The organism is Pseudooceanicola antarcticus, from assembly GCF_900215355.1.
GTDB classification, from domain to species: domain Bacteria; phylum Pseudomonadota; class Alphaproteobacteria; order Rhodobacterales; family Rhodobacteraceae; genus Pseudooceanicola; species Pseudooceanicola antarcticus.
On sequence record NZ_OBEA01000003.1, the window covers coordinates 470,340 to 487,087 of the forward strand.

The following is a 16,748-nucleotide window of genomic DNA, read 5'->3' on the forward strand; positions in this document are numbered from 1 at the left end:
GGAAAACCGCAGCGATTTCCGCGGGGGCGATTTTTGCGGCACTGGTCGGACAGGCGCAGGCGCAAGAGGCGGATGTGAATGCGAGCGTTTCCTTCGGGGTTCGCTATTACACCGAAGACGGCCTCTATCCGGAGCAATCCGATGCCGGAGCCGAGGGCGCGTTTGAATTCAACATCAACGGCGCCAAGCCTATCGGTCCGGGTCAGCTGAACTTCGACATCGACGGCCTTGCCGATATTACGGGCACGCGCAACGTCCTGAACCCGGCAGAGCTGAATTACACCCAGAGCTTCGGCAACTGGAGCGTTCTGGCAGGCTTCCACACCGAGAACTGGGGCGTGGCCGAAAGCCGCTCGGTGATGAACGTCATGAACCCGACCAACAATGCTGATCCGATGATCGAGGATGTGCTGCTTGGCACGCCCATGGTCAACCTGAACTACACCAGCTCCATCGGTACCTTCAGCGCCTATGCGCTGACCGGCTTTATCGAGCCGATCTATGCCGAGGGCGACGACGCGCGGTTCCGTTCGCCGCTGGAATGGGATTCCAGCCGAGCCGAGTTCGAGGCCAGCAAGCGGGATCGCAACCTGGACCTGGCGCTGCGCTACGCTGGCTATTTCTCGGTCGGGGCGGGCTCGCTGGACATCCAGGCGACCTACTTCAACGGCACCAGCCGCGAAGCGGTCGGCCTGCCGGGCTGCGTGGGCTCCTTCGGCACCGTGACCGAGGCGATCTGTAACCAGGCCAACGTGCTGATCCAGCAGGCCTATGAAGCCGGTCTCGACCTCGATCTGGACGGCCTGGATTTCGATGTCTCCAACATCGAGGACATCCTTGACCAGATCGACCCCGACCTGGCCGACGACCTTGTGGCGCTGCTCTCGACCGAGCCGGTGCTGGGCGCCGTGCCCTACTACCAGAAGGTCGAGCAGATCGGCCTGTCGACCGTCTATGCCCTCAACGACCTGCAGCTGCGCTTCGAGGCCTCGGTGCATGAGACCTCTACCGGCGGCTACTTCTCGGGCATGGTCGGCGGCGACTATACCTTCAACGGCTTCTTCGCCGGCAAGGGTGATCTGACCGTGGCGGCGGAATACCTCTACGACGACCGCTCGCCGGTGCAGCCGCTGACGATCTTCGAGAACGATGTCTTCCTGGGCTTCAACTACAAGTTCAACAACGCCAATGCCACCGAGCTGAAGATGGGTGTCTTCCACGATATCGACAGCAAGGCGCGGCTCTACACCATGGGCGTCAGCTCTCGTCTGACCGATGAAACCAGCATCGAGTTCAATGCCACCCACGTGGACACGCAGGGCTACAACGATCCGCTGGCCTTCATCGGCAATGACAGCTTCATGGAGCTGAAGTTCACCAGCTACTTCTGATCGCCTCGCGGGATCTGAAAATCAGCGCCCCCGACCGAAAGGCCGGGGGTTTTTCTTTGCGCGCGGCGGGGCAGAGTCGCGGTTGACACTCCCCTCTGTCTCTGAGAGATACGTAATATCATAACGAAATTTGACGTCCCTCGCGGGCGCAGGGGATAAGATGGACGGGGAAGACGCCGCGATGGCCGGGGGCACTTCGGGACAGGCTGAACAGGCGATCCGCCTGCGCGATCTGCAATTCTCTTGGTCCGGTCGCACCAGCTTCCGCATGGAGGTGCCCGACCTGCGGGTCGCCCGCGGCGAGAAGGTCTTTCTGCTGGGCGAGAGTGGCAGCGGCAAGTCGACGCTGCTCAGCCTGATCTGCGGCATCAATGCCCCGCAACGCGGCACGGTCGAGGTCGATGGCACCGCGCTCGGCTCTCTTTCGGCGGCGGCCCGCGATCGCTTCCGCGCCGAGCGGATCGGCGTGATCTTCCAGATGTTCAACCTGCTGCCCTATGCCTCGCCGCTTGAGAATATCCTGTTGCCCCTGAGCTTTGCCAAGGCGCGCCGGGCCAGGGTCGCCGACCCGCGGGCCGAGGCGCTGCGGCTGACCGCGGGGCTCGGGCTTGAGGCAGACCTGGTCTGCGGCGCCCGTGCCTCCGAGTTGAGCATCGGCCAGCAGCAGCGCGTTGCTGCCGCCCGCGCCCTGATCGGAGGTCCGGCGCTGATCGTTGCAGATGAGCCGACCTCGGCGCTGGATGCCGCCCGGCAGGGCGATTTCCTGGACCTGCTGATGCAGCAGACCGAGGCCGAGGGCGCCACACTGCTTATGGTCAGCCATGACGCAAGACTGGCCGAGCGCTTCGACCGGGTGATGGACCTGTCGCAGGTCGTGCTCACCTCCCGCGAGGGGCCTGGGGCCGGCGGCTGACGACTCCGCAGGCGTCACTGATGAAATGTTATACTGTATTCCAAATCGCAATCCTGGAGAGGACAGCAAGATGAAACGCATTGCAATGACCGCGCTGGCCGGGCTGGTTGCCCCGATGGCCATGGCCGACGAACAGCGCGAGCTGGGCGCGCATGTCCACGGTGTCTCGCAGCTTGAACTGGCTGTCGAGGGCGACCAGCTGACGCTGGCGCTGCGCGCCCCCGGCGCCGACATCACCGGCTTCGAGCATGCCGCCGAAAGTGCAGAGGACAAGGCCGCTGTCGCCGATGCGCTGGCGCTGCTTGCCCGGTCCGAGGCCATTTTCGCCTTCCCCGAAGCGGCCGGCTGTGTCCTGGTTGAGGCCAACGCCGAGCTGGAGGGCGAAGGCGCCCACGACCACGATGATCAAGATCACGAGGCACATGATCACGAGGCACATGATCACGACGAGCATGACCACGACGAACATGCCCATGACGATCATGACTACGACGATCATGACCACGATGCGCATGAGCACGAAGATCACGACGATCATGGTCATGAGGGCCATGAGCACGATGAGCATGGGCACGACGATCATGACGATCACGCCCATGACGACCACGACCATGACCACGGCGAAGAGGCGCATGCAGGGCATAGTGAGTTCCACGCCATGTACATGTATGAGTGCAGCGATGCCGGCGCGCTGACCGAGGTGGCCTTCCCCTTCTTCGACAGTTTTCCGAATGCCCGTGAGATCGAAGCGCAGTACATTACCGACAGCGGCGCCGGTGCCGCCGAGGTCGAGGCCGATGCCGCCGTGCTGAAGCTCGACTGATATGCTCATGGCGCCGCCCCAGGCGGCGCCGACAGGAGACTGACATGCTGCTAACCGCCCTTGCCTGGCAATCGCTGCTCAGCCGCAAGATCACCGTCGGGCTGACGATCTTTGCCATCAGCCTGTCCGTGGCGCTCTTTCTCGGGGTCGAGAAGGTGCGCACCGGGGCCAAGGCGAGCTTCGCCGACACGATCTCGGATACCGACCTGATCCTGGGCGCGCGTTCGGGCGGGGTGCAGCTGTTGCTCTACTCGGTGTTCCGGGTCGGCAATGCCACCAACAATGTCACCTGGGAGAGCTACCAGGACATTGCCTCCCGGCCCGAGGTCGACTGGATCGTGCCGATTTCGCTGGGCGACAGCCACCGCGGGTTCCGCGTCATGGGCACCACCACGGATTTCTTCGACCGCTACAAGTATCGCGGCGGGCGCGGGCTGGAGATGGCCGAAGGCGCGCGTTTCGATGATCTCTTCGATGCGGTGGTCGGGGCCGATGTGGCGGCCGAGCTGGGCTACGAGACCGGACAGGAGGTCGTCGTCGCGCATGGCCTCGCCTCCTTCACCGAGCATGACGACAAGCCCTTCCGCATCTCCGGCGTGCTGGCGCGCACCGGCACCCCGGTCGACCGCACCGTCTTCGTCAGCCTGCGCGCCATCGAGGCGATCCATGTGGACTGGCGCAACGGGGCGCAGATCCCCGGACAGACGGTCGGCGCCGACGCGGTGCGCCAGATGGAGCTGACCCCCGGCGCCATCACCGCCGCGATGATCGGCACCAAGTCCCGCTTGCAGATTTTCGGCCTGCAGCGCTGGATCAACGAATATCCCGAAGAGCCCCTGCTGGCGATCCTGCCGGGGGTGACCCTGCAAGAGCTCTGGAGCCTGATCGGCGTGGCGGAAACGGCGCTGGTCGGCGTCTCGGCCATGGTGGTGGCGACGGCACTTCTTGGGATGGCGGCGATGATCTTCTCGGGCCTGGCCGAACGGCGGCGCGAGATGGCGATCCTGCGCGCAGTCGGCGCGCGCCCCTGGACCATCCTCGGCCTGCTCTCGCTCGAGGCGCTGCTGATGGCGGGGCTCGGCGTCCTGCTGGGACTGGCGCTGCTCTATGGCGGGCTGCTTGCCGGGCGGGGCTGGATCGACCAGAGCTTCGGAATCTACCTGCGGATCGGCGCCCCGTCGCCGCGCGAATTGGCGGTGTTGGGCCTCGTGCTGCTCGCCGCGCTTCTTGTCAGCCTGATGCCCGCATGGCGCGCCTATCGCATGTCGTTGAGCGACGGTATGAGTATCAGGATCTGACAAGCGCGATCCGGCGGCGGCGGGGCCGGTCACTCCCCGTCCGCTGCCGGCTCGCGCCGGTTTCCCCCGCGCCCGCGCGCAGCTGCCATCCAGTGCCCGCCACGGGCTCCAGCCGATGAGGATCAAGATGCTGACCACCCGACGAGAGCTTCTGGCCGCGATGGCAGCCATCAGCCTGCCCCTGCCGCTGGCCGCCCGCGACGAGGTGATCGACCTGGAATGGTCGGACCTGATCCCGCAGGGCGATGGCGGCATGTCGCTGGACCGGCTGCGCCAGCTCGGCGTGGTCGAACACAACCAGCACGGAGAGCTCTCTTCCGGGTTCGAGCAGGAAGAGGCCGCCGCCGTCACCACCGAGTACAACGGCAAGATCGTCCGGCTGCCGGGTTTCATCGTGCCGCTGGACTTCGACGCCAAGGGGGTGACCGCCTTCATCCTGGCCCCCTTCGTCGGGGCCTGCATCCACGTGCCGCCGCCGCCTGCCAACCAGCTGGTCTTCGTCACCACCGACCGCCCCTACGAAAGCAAGGGCCTTTACGATCCGGTCAATGTGACGGGGATGTTCGGCACCGCGGCCACGGGCACCCAACTGGCCCAGATCGGCTATGCGCTCTCTGCCGACGAGATCGTGCCCTTCGGCTGAGGCCTCGGGGCGTCGTGTTCAATTTTCTGCAACGAATGGGTGCGGCGGAGGCCTTTCCCGCCGTCGATTGAGAGTACGTTAAGGGATCGGAACCTAGTCTGGCTGCGCCATCAGCCCAGGGAGTTCCCGATGCGCCTCTTTTCGACGCTTGCCGCCGCCGCCCTTGCCCTGTTGCCCGCCAGCCTGGCCAGAGCAGAGCAGGGGATCACCGATACCTCTGTCACCTTTGCCCAGGTCGCGGCGCTCGACGGGCCGGCCTCTGCGCTTGGCCTTGGCATGATGGCGGGGATCGAGGCGGCCTTTGCCGAAGCCAATGCCGCCGGTGGCGTGCATGGGCGCAAGGTGAGGCTGGACGCTTTCGATGACGGCTACGAGCCCGACCGCTCGGCGGCGCATCTGCGCGCGCTGGTGGATGGGAATGCACATCTGGGGATCATCGGGCCGGTCGGCACGCCGACCTCCGCCGCCAGCCAGCCGGTCGCCACGGCGGCGCGGCTGCCCTACATCGGCCCCTTCACCGGGGCGGGCTTCCTGAGGGATGCAAGCCACGGAAACATCTTCAATATCCGCGCCACCTATGCCGCAGAGACAGAGGCCTGGATTGCCCATCTGGTGGATGGTCTTGGACTGACGGATATCGCAATTCTCTACCAGGACGACGGTTTCGGCCGCGTCGGGCTCGAGGGCGTCACGGCGGCCCTGGAAAAACGCGGCATGTCGCTGATCGGCCAGGGCACCTACACGCGCAACACGGTGGCGGTGAAATCCGCCCTGCTGGAGCTGCGCAAGGCCGACCCCCAGGCGGTGGTCATGGTCGGCGCCTACAAGCCCGTGGCCGAGTTCATCAAGCTGTCGCGCAAGCTGAAGTTCGACCCGGTCTTCGTGAATATCTCCTTCGTCGGCTCCGAAGCCCTGGCCTCTGAGCTGGGGGCGGCGGGCGAGGGGGTGATCATCAGCCAGGTGGTGCCCTTCCCCTGGGATGACAGCCTGCCCCTGGTGGCGCGCTACCAGGCCGCCCTGGCCGCCCATTCCGACGCCGCACCGGGGTTCGTCACGCTGGAGGGCTACATGGTCGGCCGCGTCGCGCTGACCGCGCTCGAGGCCGCCGGGCGGGATCTCGACCGGGAGGGCTATCTTGCCGCCCTCGGCAGCCTGCGCGAAGTCGACCTGGACGGTGTCAGCCTGCAGTACGGCCCCGGTGACAACCAGGGTATGGACGAGGTCTTCCTGACCCGCATCAACGCTGACGGCGGCTTCGCGCCGCTGCGCGCTGGCGAGGGCAGCTGAGCCCCACCCCTGGGGTGGGGCCCTCTGGCACATGGAGCGCATATGCTTGCAATTTTCAGACGTCTGACCGGGGGGATTGGCACCAAGATCACCTTCGTGCTGCTGGCCATTTCCCTGGCGGCCGGGTTCGGCGGAACCACGGCGCTGATGGTCTTCGACAAGATCTCGGGCGAGATGGACACGCTGACCGGCGACATGCTGAACCAGGTGCAACGCAGTGCCATCCTCATGCAGGCCGCCAATGGCACCCGCGACGTGGTGACCCGCACCCTTCTGGTCCAGACCGAAGACCAACTCGCGGAGCAGCGCAGCGCCATTGCAAAGGCCCTTGAGTTCCTGGACGAGAGCGTGAGGCAGGTCCCGGGCGAAACCCGGCAGGAGCTGCGCGCGGCCACTTCGGACGTGCGGCTGGCGCTGGAACAGCTCTCGGGCAGCCGTGCAGAGGAGTTCCGCCAGGAACGCGAGATCTCGCTGCTGATCGGCCAGCTGCAAAGCCGCAGCGAGGCCCTGCAGGGCAAGCTCGCCGAGCTGGCGGATGATGCCTATTTCAACCTCGTCATGGGTGGGGAAGAAACCATCGAGGTGGTCGACCGCACCCTTGCGGCGCTGGTGGACAGCGAATTCGCCGCCTTGCAGGCGGTGCTCACCACCCGTGCCGACCTCAACCTGCTGACCGGCGTGGCGTTGGCCTCGTCCGGGTCGGCGCGCGAGGGGACAGGGGCGATCCTGGCGGACCTCGGCAAGGGCGCCGCGGACCGGCTGGAGGCCCGGCTGGTCGAGCTGGAAGGGTTCGAGACGATCTCCCTCGATACCGACCGGCTGCGCGAGGCGTTGCAGGTCTTCCGCCAGGCCTCGGGCGGGCGCGGTTTGTCGGCCACGATGCGCGACCGGGTGCTTTCGGCCCGGCAGGAAACGGATGTCGAGCTCTCGTCCGCCGTCGATGACCTCTATTTCGAGCTGACCATTGCGGCTGAAGATGCCGCGGGCACCAATCGGGACACCATCCAGGGGCTGATGGACACGGAGTTCGGCTTCCTGATGCAGCTGCTGACGCTCAACTCGGCGGTCAGCGCGTTCAGTTCTGCGGCCATCGAGATCGTCAGCGGCACCGATCCGGAGGCGGTCAGCAGCGATGCGGCTGCCCTGATCGGCGCGGCGGGACGCCTGCAGGCGCTGCGCGATCTGGGCAATGGCAAGGTGGCCGAAGAGCTGGACGGGTTGACCGCCTTGGCAGACCCTTCCGGCGGGCTGGTCGCGGCTCAGGTGGCGGTGTTGCGTGCGCAGGAGCGCGCTGCCGCTGCCTCCGACGCGGCGGTGGACAAGGTGCAGGCCATCGTCGACCGCGCCGCAGCGCTCACCGCGCAGAGCGAAGAAGAGATACGCGCGCTGGCCAGCGGCATCTCCGCCGAAGTCAGCGCCGCCTCGTCGCGGATGCGCGAGGTGGCGATGATCGTCGTGGCGGTGCTCGTGGCCTCCTTCTTCCTGACGTGGCTCTTCATCCTGCGTCCGCTCTGGCGGGTCAGCGGCACTACGGAACGGCTTGCCTCGGGCAACCTGAGCCCCGTCACCGGCTTCGAGCACATGGAGGGCGAGGTGGGCCGCATCGCCCGTGCGCTTGCCATCTTCCGCGATGGTCTGGTCGAGCGTCAGGAGGTTGCGAAGGCTGCCGAGGCCGAGCGCGAGGCGCACAGGGCCGCCCAGGAGGCCGCGGTTGCGAGCCTTGCAAAGGCGCTGGAGCGACTTTCTGCCGGGGACCTGACGGTGCGTATCACCACACCGATGAGTGCGGGCTACGAAAAGCTGCGCACGGACTTCAACCAGGCGATGGAGACGCTGGAGGTCTCGATCAGCACCCTGTCGCAGAACGGCCAGTCCATTGCCGCCGCCAGCGCCGAGATCTCGAATGTCTCGCGCGAGTTGGCCTCGCGGTCGGAACAGACCGCTGGCACGCTGGCGGGCACCGCCACCGCCATCGACCGGCTCTCCAACTCGATCAGCGAGACCGCGCGCGCCTCAGGTGAGGCGCGGGATGCCGTGGGTCACGCCTGCCGCCGCGCCGACGACAGCGTCACGGTGGTGCGCCGCACCATCGAGGCGATGGAGGGGGTGAAGGATTCGGCCAGCAAGATCGAACAGATCATCGACCTGATGGAGGGGATCACCTTCCAGACCAGCCTGCTCGCCTTAAACGCCGGTGTCGAGGCCGCCCGCGCCGGAGAGGCCGGGCGGGGCTTCGCGGTGGTCGCCTCCGAGGTGCGCGCCCTGGCGCAGCGTTCCAAGGATGCGGCGGATGAGATCACCGGCCTCGTCCAGGCCAGCCGCAAGCAGGTCGATCAGGGCTTCGAGCTGGTCAACAGCACCCGCGAAACCATTGACGAGATCTCGACCTCTATCCTCAATGCCTCGGGGCTGATGTCGAATATCTCGGACCAGGTGGTTGAGCAGAGCTCCTCGCTGACCGAGATCAACGGCTCGATGTCCAGTCTCGACGAGGCGACGATGAAGAACACCGCCATGCTGGAAGAGGTCTCTTCGGCCAATGTCTCGCTCAGTGAAGAGGCGCAGGGCATGTCCGTGGCCATCGGTCAATTCCGCCTGACCGATGCCGCGGCAGGGGCCGCGCCACCCCAGGCCAGGCGGGACGTGGCCTGAACATGGCCCTGCGCATGAGCCTGAACGGCCGCGCGGGGCCCGGGCCTCAGGCGGGCAGCTCGGGCGGGAGGCCACCCAGGTGCTGTGTCAGGCTGATCGCCGCATCGCGCACCTGGCTGCCGACCAGCTCGATCCGCTCCGGTGTCAGCCGCGCGGCGAGGCCCGAGATCGAGATGGCGCAGGCGGGCTCTCCGGTCGGTGACCAGACCACCGCCGCCACGCAGCGCAGGCCCTGAATGTGCTCTTCGTCATCCAGTGCGAAGCCCCTGCGGCGGATCTGGGCGATGTCCTTCAAAACGGCATCGAGCGTGGTCAGGCTGCGCGGTGTCATGGGGCGCAGGCCCGAGCGTTCGGCGAGGGCCGCGATCTCGTCATCCGGCCATGTTGCCAGAAGCGCCTTACCCATGCCCGAACAGAAGACCGGTGTATGGCCGCCGGGCGGAGAGATGGCGCGCACGATCTGGCGGCTCTCCACCTGGCTGACGGTCACCAGCCGGTCATTGTCGAGAATGCCAAGGTTCGCCGTCTCGTGGGTCTGGTCGCGCAGCCGCTTGAGGTAGGGCAGCGCCGGCGCGATGAAGCTGCGGCGGCGCCCATAGGCGTTTCCCACCGTGAAGGCGGCGCGGCCAACGTGCCAGGCAGAGGTTTCGGGGTCGCATTGGGCAAACCCCTGCGTTTCCAATGTTGTAAGCAACCTGTGGGTGGTCGAGAGCGCCAGCCCCGCCTGCCGCGCCAGCTCGCTGACCCTGAGGCCATCGTCGGTCTGACCCAGGAGCACCAGCAGATCCAGCGCCCGCTTCACGGATTTCACGCCGTCGGAGGATGTGCCTGCCATGAAGTCGCTCCTGTCTCTGGGGTGGTTTCCACATGGTGGAAAGCTGATCTCGAATGCCCTTGTAAACACCTAGAACCTGCCCGCCGCGGAGTCCAAGGCGAAGGCGCTTTCAGGCGCGCCGCCTGTCCTGTCAGCCTCGGGAGAGTGCGGCTAGCCCGCCTAGTCCCGAGGTGACAGCCAAATTGCACCAAATCATATCCGTTTGAGACAGTGGGCAACGGGTCAACTTTGTCCTACACAGGTAATTATTCTCAACGGATGGCTGCATGACCGGGCTCAGTTTTCGCGTTCGAATTGTCCTTATTTCCCTGGCGGCGCTGATGTTTCTCGCCCCGGTCGGCGCGCGCGCACAGGTCGCGACAGAGACCCTGACCGTGCCATGGACCCCGTTACCGGGTCTCTACGAGCTGGATGACGAAGGCCGACCCTCGGGCTACTTCGCCGAGCTGGCCAAGGCCGTCACGGCCGAGGCCGGATATGCAGTGACCTTCCGCGAGTATCGGGATATACCCTCTTATTTCAGGGCCTTGGCAAGTGGAGAGGCGGATCTTCTGGCCGGTGTGGTCCAGCTTCCGGCACTTGGTGATGCGGTGCTCTACTCCGATCCGGTCGCGTCCTCGGGGGTTTATCTCTACCTGCGCGCTGATGCGCCGCAGGAGCTGAGTGCCGAGACGCTCTCGGGGCAGCGCATCGGGGCGATCAACCAGGTCGCGGGTTTCAACCTGGCCTCGCTGGGCGGACGCAACGAGGTCGTGCCCTATGCCACCCCGGCCAAGGTCTTTGGCGCGCTGTTGATGGGTGAGGTGAAGGGCGTGGTCACGCTGCAGAAGGCCGCCCTGGATGCGCTTCAGCGCTCGGGCACGGACCATCTGGTGCGGGCCAGCGGTGGCCCGCTGCAGGTCTCGACCCATCATGTCGCCCTGCACGAAAGCCATGCCGACCTGATGCCAGGCATCAACAGCGCCATCGCAAGGCTCAAGGCGTCGGGCGAGATCGACCGGCTGAACGCCGAGTGGAACATGGTCAACCCCGACCCCGAACCCGATGTTCTGGTGGCCGGTATCACCCACTTCCCGCCTTACCAGGTGGTGCGCCCGGATGGCACGATCACCGGTTTCGGTGTCGAGGCGCTGAAGGATCTTGCTGCCAGGGCCGGGCTCAAGCTCAGCTTCCGTATCATTCCGAGCGAGGAATGGGCTCTTGGTCCGCGCAGTGGCGCCTATGACCTGCTGCCGCCGATCAGCGTGGATGCCGCGCGCCGGCAGCGGATGGATTTCACCACCGCGATCCAGCAGTCGCCCTATTCGATCTTCACCGCCAAGGGCCAGTCCGAGGGGGTCTCGGGCCTGGATGACCTGCTGGGCTACCGGGTGGGTGTCGCCGAGAGCAACGTGGCCCGTGCCGAGGCAGAGGCCCAAGGCTCGCTCGACCTGAAAAGCTTCGAGGACCCTGATGAGCTGCTGAGCGGGCTGCTGGAGGGAGAGGTGGACGCGATCCTCTACCCGACCATGACCGTGCGCCGGCTTGCCGCCGCCGGGGGCTTCCTGGACCAGATCGAGGAGGTTTCGCCGCCCTTCATCGTCACCGAACGGGCCATCGCCCTGCGGCGCGGCCTTGGCAATGTGCGCGAGCGCTTCAACGCGGTGGTGCCCGGCTACCTCAGCTCGGAAGAGTACCAGGCCCTGCGGCGGGAATGGCTGGACGAGCCGGACTTCTGGACCGCCGAGCGCCGTCGGCTGCTGCGCTATGGCAGCGCGGCGGCGGTGCTTTTGGTGGTCGCGGCCTTCCTCGCGCAGAACATCCTGGCCCGCCGCAAGGCCGAGGGGCTGGCTGCCCAGACCCGCGCCGTGAACAACCGCCTCGGGGCGATCCTCAATGCCACGCGCAGTGGTATCCTGGGGCTCAACGCCGATGGCCAGGTCCACGTGGCCAACCCCGGTGCCCGCACCATGCTGGGCGAGCTTGAGCGCGATGTGCCGTTCAGCTGGCCCGAGGCGCTGGCCTTCGTCGACCCGCAGAGCCTGCAGGTGGTGCCGCCCGAGAAGAACCCGGTGAGCCGTGCGCTGTCCGGAGAGGTCCTGCGTGGCGAGACGGCGCTGCTGCGCCGCGAGGGCGGGCTGCTGTCGCCGCGTTACGTGCGGGTCTCTAGCGCGCCGGTGAAGGCGCAGGACGCAACCGATGTGACCACCGTGGTCATCCTCGACGACATCACCGAGCAAGAGAAGAACCGCCAGCAGATCGAACGCTCGTCGCGGCTGGATGCGCTTGGCCAGCTCACCGGCGGCGTGGCGCATGACTTCAACAATATCCTGGCGACCATCGAATACGCGGTGCAACTGGTGAAGGCGGATGCCCCTGCGAAATCGCAGCCCTTCCTGGATACCGCCCAGGCCTCGGTCCGGCGTGGCGCCGAGCTGACGCAGCGCCTGCTGGCTTTCGCCAAGCGCCAACCGGGGCTGGAAAGCTCGGTTCCCACCAGCGAGGTGCTGCGCGAATTCGAAGAGCTGGTCTCGCCCGCCATCGAGAAATCCATCGACCTGAATTTCGCCCCGGACCCCGAGGACCCGCTGGTCTTCTGTGACACCAGCCAGCTCGAGAACGCCCTGCTGAACCTGGTGCTGAACAGCCGCGACGCGATCTCGACCTCGGGTATCGGCAACAGGATCTCGATCACGGTGCGCAGCATCTCGGAGGTGGACAGCGATTCCGCGCTCTACCAGGGCGACAAGGAAGAGGGCGAGCGGCTGCGCTACGTGGAGTTCTCGGTCACCGACAACGGCCCCGGCATGACCGATGAGGTCAAGCGGCGCGCCACTGATCCCTTCTTCACCACCAAGGGGCAGAACTCGGGCACCGGCCTGGGGCTGTCGATGGTCTATGGCTTCGTCGAACAGGCTCAGGGCGAGATGCGGATCTATTCCGAACCCGGCCTTGGCACCACCGTCCGCCTGATCCTGCCGCGCGGCAACGAGCGTAACCTCCGCGAGGCGCCGATGGCCCGCGCCGAGCCGCCGAAGGGCTCCGGCCAGCGCATTCTGATCGTCGAGGACGAAGAGAGCCTGCTGGATATCGTCACGGAGGTGGTGCAGACGCTGAACTACCAGGTCATCCCGGCGCGTTCCGGGCGCGAGGCGCTGGACAAGGTCGACGCGGGCACCGAGTTCGACTTGCTGCTGACCGATGTGGTGATGCCCGGCGGCATCGGCGGCTTCGAGCTGGCCGCCGCGGTCCGCGAGAGGCTGCCCGGCAAGCCGGTGGTCTACATGACGGGTTATTCCGGCCTGCTTGAGCGCGACATGGGCAAGGTCGTGGCACCGACGCTGCAGAAGCCCTGCGCCCCCGCAGAGCTGGGCATGGTGCTGAAGAAGACCCTCGGCGATCATGGCCAGGATCGGGACCACGGCCAGACCAAAGCCTAGGACCAGGGCGCGGGACAGGGCTGGGACTCACCTGACGGAAAGCACAAAGGGCGGCCCAAGGGCCGCCCTTCGCAATTCCGGGGCGCGGGATCAGAAGCGCATGCCGAAGCGCACGCCGCCTGCCATTTCGCCATCCTCGCCGAAGCGGGTTTCGAGCCGGGCCGACCAGGCCTCGGCGGCAGAGAAATCCGCGCCCAGGGTCAGCTCGGTTTCGCGCGCGCTGCCGTCCGCGCTGACGCTCTCGCCCATGAAGCTCATGGTCATGGCGTCGCCCTTTGCCTGCAGCACGCTGGCGCCAAGGTAGGGGCGGAGGCTGATGCCCCGGCCCAGCTCGACCTGCGTCGAGGCCTCGAGCTCGAGATAGGAGGTGGTCAGCGAACGCCCGGCGAAGCTGGCGCCCGCGAGGCTGGACAGGTTGAACCCATCGACCTGGTGCCGCGCAACGCCGGCACGTGCGGTCAGCCCGAGGCCGCTTGCGGCAAGGCTGCTCAGCTCGGTCGAGATCCCGATCACCCGCTCTCCAGCGGCGCCTAACTCGAGCCCGCCATCAACGTCGGAGAAGGTCGCCTCGGCGGTGCCTGCAAAGAGCGCGCCGCTCAGCGAAAGGCCACGGCCAAGGGAGAACGCGCCGCTGACACCGGCTTGCAGGCTGTCGCTTGCCATCTCGTGCATTCCGTCATGGGCCTGCGCCCCGGCACGGTTTGCCGTGAGGAAGACGCCGAAGCTGCCGAAGTCGCGCCCAATGGCGATCTGGCCCAGAGAGCTCTTGCTGTCGTCGTTGGAGCCGGCATCCATTCCGGTTGCGGCCCACCATCCTTCGCCCTCAGGCAGGCTGGTCACCATGCGACCGAGGCTCCGGGCAGCACCGCCGCGGATCATGTCGAGCCCGTTGAAGAAGCTTGCATCGGCCACGACGAGGGTATTGTCGGTATAGATGGCCAGTGGCGCGTTCAGGGTCACGTTCTCGAGGTCGCTGCCAAAGGTCAGCATGCCCGCGCTGGCGTCGGCGTTGACGATCAGCGTGTCATTGCCGGTGCCGAAGATCACATCGCCCCGGATGTCCAGGCTCGAGAGCACCAGCGTGTCATCTCCGGCGGCGAAGTTGATCGCCGTGCCGCCGGTGCCGATGATGGTGCCGGAGTTGGTCACGATGTCGGCGCCGCCGCCAAGGGAAATCGCCGTGAAGCCCTCGATGAGGCCCGCATTGTCGACCTGGATCGCGTTGGCCGACATCTGCGCGATGGCGCTTCCCGTGCTTTCGTTCAGGTTCTTGATGGTGCCGCTGTTGGTCACACGGCTTGTGCCGCTCAGGAGAACGGCGCTCATCGTAGAGCTCGCCTCGATCAGCCCCGAATTGACGATCTCGCTGGAGCCGGGCGTGAAGATCGCGGTGAAATTGCTGGGGGTGGTCTTGCGGATCGTGCCGTTGTTCACGATCACGCTGTCGTCGCCATTGGCCACGATCGTGAAGCCCTGGGTGTTCTGGATCAGGCCATCGTTCACCAGGTCCAGTCTGCCTGCGATCTGCAGGCCCGTGCTGTTGCCGCTTTGCGCAATGATCGCGCCGCTCCGGCCGTTGCGGACATAGGCATCTCCTCCGGAAGAGATTCCGATCATGCCGGGCGTGTTGATCAGGCCGTCATTGAGCAGGGTGAGATCGCCACTGGCCGAGATGCCATTCCCGTAGGTTTCCACCTCGATGGCCCCGGTCGCGGTATTGATCAGTGTAAGATCGCCAGTGGAGCTGATCATTGAGGCGGGAGCGTAGTACGTTTTGATCGTGCCGCTGTTGATGATGGTTGAAGCCGCCCCGACGCCGATTGCCGCGTTCTCGGCGTCGATGACGCCCGTATTGGTCAGGGTGCTGTTCGCCCCAAGCAAGACGCCGACATATTGCCCGCCGATGGCCTGCAGCGTGCCCGCGTTGGTGACGGTGGCGTTGTCTCCCATGTCCAGAACACCGCCCACAGCCTTGCTGCCGCCGCCGATCACGGTGCCCGAGGCGGTGTTCTCGAAGCTGCTGTCGCTGCCCAGGACGAGGCCCTTGGAGTAATCCGTTGTGGACACCGTCATGGTGCCCGAGTTGGTCACATCCGATCCCACGCCCGCTTCCAGCAAGGACACGTCATCGCCCTGGGTCTCCATGAGGCCGCTGTTGAGAAGGGTCAGCCCCGCGCCGGCCAGGAAGCCATCCCCCGTGGGCTCGACAATCGAGCCGGTCACGGTGACGTTCAGGTCGTCGATGCCGCTGAAATCGACGCCGGTGCCGTTGCCCGCGCAGCTCACCGTATCGCCGTTGGAGGGGGTGGTGCTGTCGCAGGCCTGGGCCTGGGCGGCGCTTCCAAGAGCAAGCGAAGCCAGCGCAATAGCGGATACTCGTGTGAGTAGGTCTTTCATGTTGTCCCCGTTCTTTGCATTCTATCGAATGTCTTTGCGTTACATTCGGCAGCGTATTTAAAGAAACCGGGGCAGAAGTTGGGCGGTAATGGGGACTTTCAAGTTTTCACGCCGCAGGGCCGTTTCGATGCCGAAAGGTCACATTGTCTGTCCGTTCAATAGGAGGACTGGGCGCTTCGCGGGCTTTTGCCGATGCCTGGCAAGCACCAGGACTTGCGGGGCGCCCGACGGCTCCATCCGGCCAAGCAGGAGATCCAGATGCCGTTGACCGATGACATGATCACAGCCTTCATCGAGGCCGTGCGCGAGGTCGCGCGGGACGAGATCCTGCCGCGTTTCCGCAATCTCTCGCCCTCGGCGGTCGAGGCCAAGACCGGGCCGATGGACCTGGTGACCGAGGCCGATCGCGCCGCGGAGGCGCGGCTGACCGAGGTGGCCCGAGAGCTTCTGCCGGGCTGCCTGGTGGTGGGCGAGGAAGCGGTCGAGGAGGATGGCTCGATCCTGGAGGCCTTCCGCAGCGCAGAGCTGGCGGTGGTGATCGACCCGGTGGACGGGACCTGGAACTTCGCCAGCGGGGTGGCCTGCTTCGGAGTGATCCTGGCGGTGGTCGAGCGCGGCGAGACGATCTTCGGCCTGCTCTACGATCCGGTGATGGATGATTGGATCATGGCGACGAGGGGCGGCGGCGCCTGGTTCTGCCGCCCCGGACGGGCGCCGGAGCGGCTTTCGGGGCCCGCGCCGCTGCCGCGCGATCAGATCCATGCCTTCGTGCCGCTGAACCTCTACCCCAGGCCGCAGCGCGCCGCGATCGCGGCCCTGTCCGAAGATTATGGCCGCGCGCTGACCCTGCGCTGTTCGTGCCACGAATACCGGCTGATGGCGACGGGACATGCCGCGCTGATGATCTCTCCCATGGTGAAACCCTGGGATCACGCGGCGGGGGTGTTGGTGGTTCAGGAATGCGGCGGCAAGGTCTGGTCGGGCGGGCAGCCCGGCTACAGCCCTGCCGCGCCGCGTTATCCGCTGGTGGTGGCCGGGCAGGACGGGCTCGGGGACGAGCCCGCCCGCTGGCAGGGGTTCACCCTCTAGC

At 66.2% G+C, this 16,748-nt stretch carries 11 protein-coding genes; 9 read left to right on the forward strand and 2 right to left on the reverse strand.

Annotated elements, in window-relative coordinates; translation table 11 throughout:
• Positions 1-74 precede the first annotated feature (74 nt).
• The 7 genes from CRO50_RS10185 to CRO50_RS10215 all read left to right on the forward strand — a co-directional run bounded on the left by CRO50_RS10185 (position 75) and on the right by CRO50_RS10215 (position 9,007).
• Positions 75-1,391: a hypothetical protein gene (locus tag CRO50_RS10185; RefSeq protein WP_097145786.1), complete on the forward strand. Its 1,317-nt coding sequence runs from the start codon at positions 75-77 to the stop codon at positions 1,389-1,391.
• A gap of 160 nt (positions 1,392-1,551) precedes the next feature.
• Positions 1,552-2,304 carry an ABC transporter ATP-binding protein gene (locus CRO50_RS10190; RefSeq protein ID WP_232617663.1) on the forward strand — a complete coding sequence of 251 codons (753 nt, stop codon included), beginning with the start codon at positions 1,552-1,554 and terminating at the stop codon, positions 2,302-2,304.
• A 70-nt stretch (positions 2,305-2,374) separates the two neighbouring features.
• The gene (gene zrgA, locus CRO50_RS10195) at positions 2,375-3,127 is read left to right on the forward strand and encodes a zinc uptake protein ZrgA (protein WP_097145787.1); all 753 of its coding nucleotides are present in this window, start codon (positions 2,375-2,377) and stop codon (positions 3,125-3,127) included.
• Positions 3,128-3,171: 44 nt separating this feature from the next.
• A complete protein-coding gene (locus CRO50_RS10200; RefSeq protein WP_097145788.1) occupies positions 3,172-4,425 on the forward strand; it encodes an ABC transporter permease in 1,254 nt (417 codons plus the stop codon).
• Positions 4,426-4,552: 127 nt separating this feature from the next.
• A complete protein-coding gene (locus CRO50_RS10205) occupies positions 4,553-5,068 on the forward strand; it encodes a DUF3299 domain-containing protein (RefSeq protein WP_097145916.1) in 516 nt (171 codons plus the stop codon).
• A gap of 129 nt (positions 5,069-5,197) precedes the next feature.
• Positions 5,198-6,355 (forward strand): ABC transporter substrate-binding protein, encoded by a 1,158-nt coding sequence (locus CRO50_RS10210; protein WP_097145789.1) that lies wholly within the window; start codon positions 5,198-5,200, stop codon positions 6,353-6,355.
• Positions 6,356-6,397: 42 nt separating this feature from the next.
• Positions 6,398-9,007, forward strand: coding sequence for a methyl-accepting chemotaxis protein (locus CRO50_RS10215; RefSeq protein WP_097145790.1), 2,610 nt, complete (start codon positions 6,398-6,400; stop codon positions 9,005-9,007).
• A 46-nt stretch (positions 9,008-9,053) separates the two neighbouring features.
• Here the strand turns inward: CRO50_RS10215 and CRO50_RS10220 are convergent, their stop codons facing one another.
• A complete protein-coding gene (locus CRO50_RS10220; RefSeq protein ID WP_097145791.1) occupies positions 9,054-9,842 on the reverse strand; it encodes an IclR family transcriptional regulator in 789 nt (262 codons plus the stop codon).
• A gap of 320 nt (positions 9,843-10,162) precedes the next feature.
• On the opposite strand from CRO50_RS10220, the gene CRO50_RS10225 reads away from it, so the two are divergent.
• Entirely contained in the window at positions 10,163-13,261 is a 3,099-nt protein-coding gene (locus tag CRO50_RS10225; RefSeq protein ID WP_179747250.1) for a transporter substrate-binding domain-containing protein, read from the forward strand.
• A gap of 90 nt (positions 13,262-13,351) precedes the next feature.
• On the opposite strand, the gene CRO50_RS10230 is transcribed toward CRO50_RS10225, so the two are convergent.
• Positions 13,352-15,658: a beta strand repeat-containing protein gene (locus tag CRO50_RS10230; RefSeq protein ID WP_143516891.1), complete on the reverse strand. Its 2,307-nt coding sequence runs from the start codon at positions 15,656-15,658 to the stop codon at positions 13,352-13,354.
• Between the two features lie 258 nt (positions 15,659-15,916).
• On the opposite strand from CRO50_RS10230, the gene CRO50_RS10235 reads away from it, so the two are divergent.
• Positions 15,917-16,747 carry an inositol monophosphatase family protein gene (locus CRO50_RS10235; protein WP_157791682.1) on the forward strand — a complete coding sequence of 277 codons (831 nt, stop codon included), beginning with the start codon at positions 15,917-15,919 and terminating at the stop codon, positions 16,745-16,747.
• Position 16,748 lies beyond the last annotated feature (1 nt).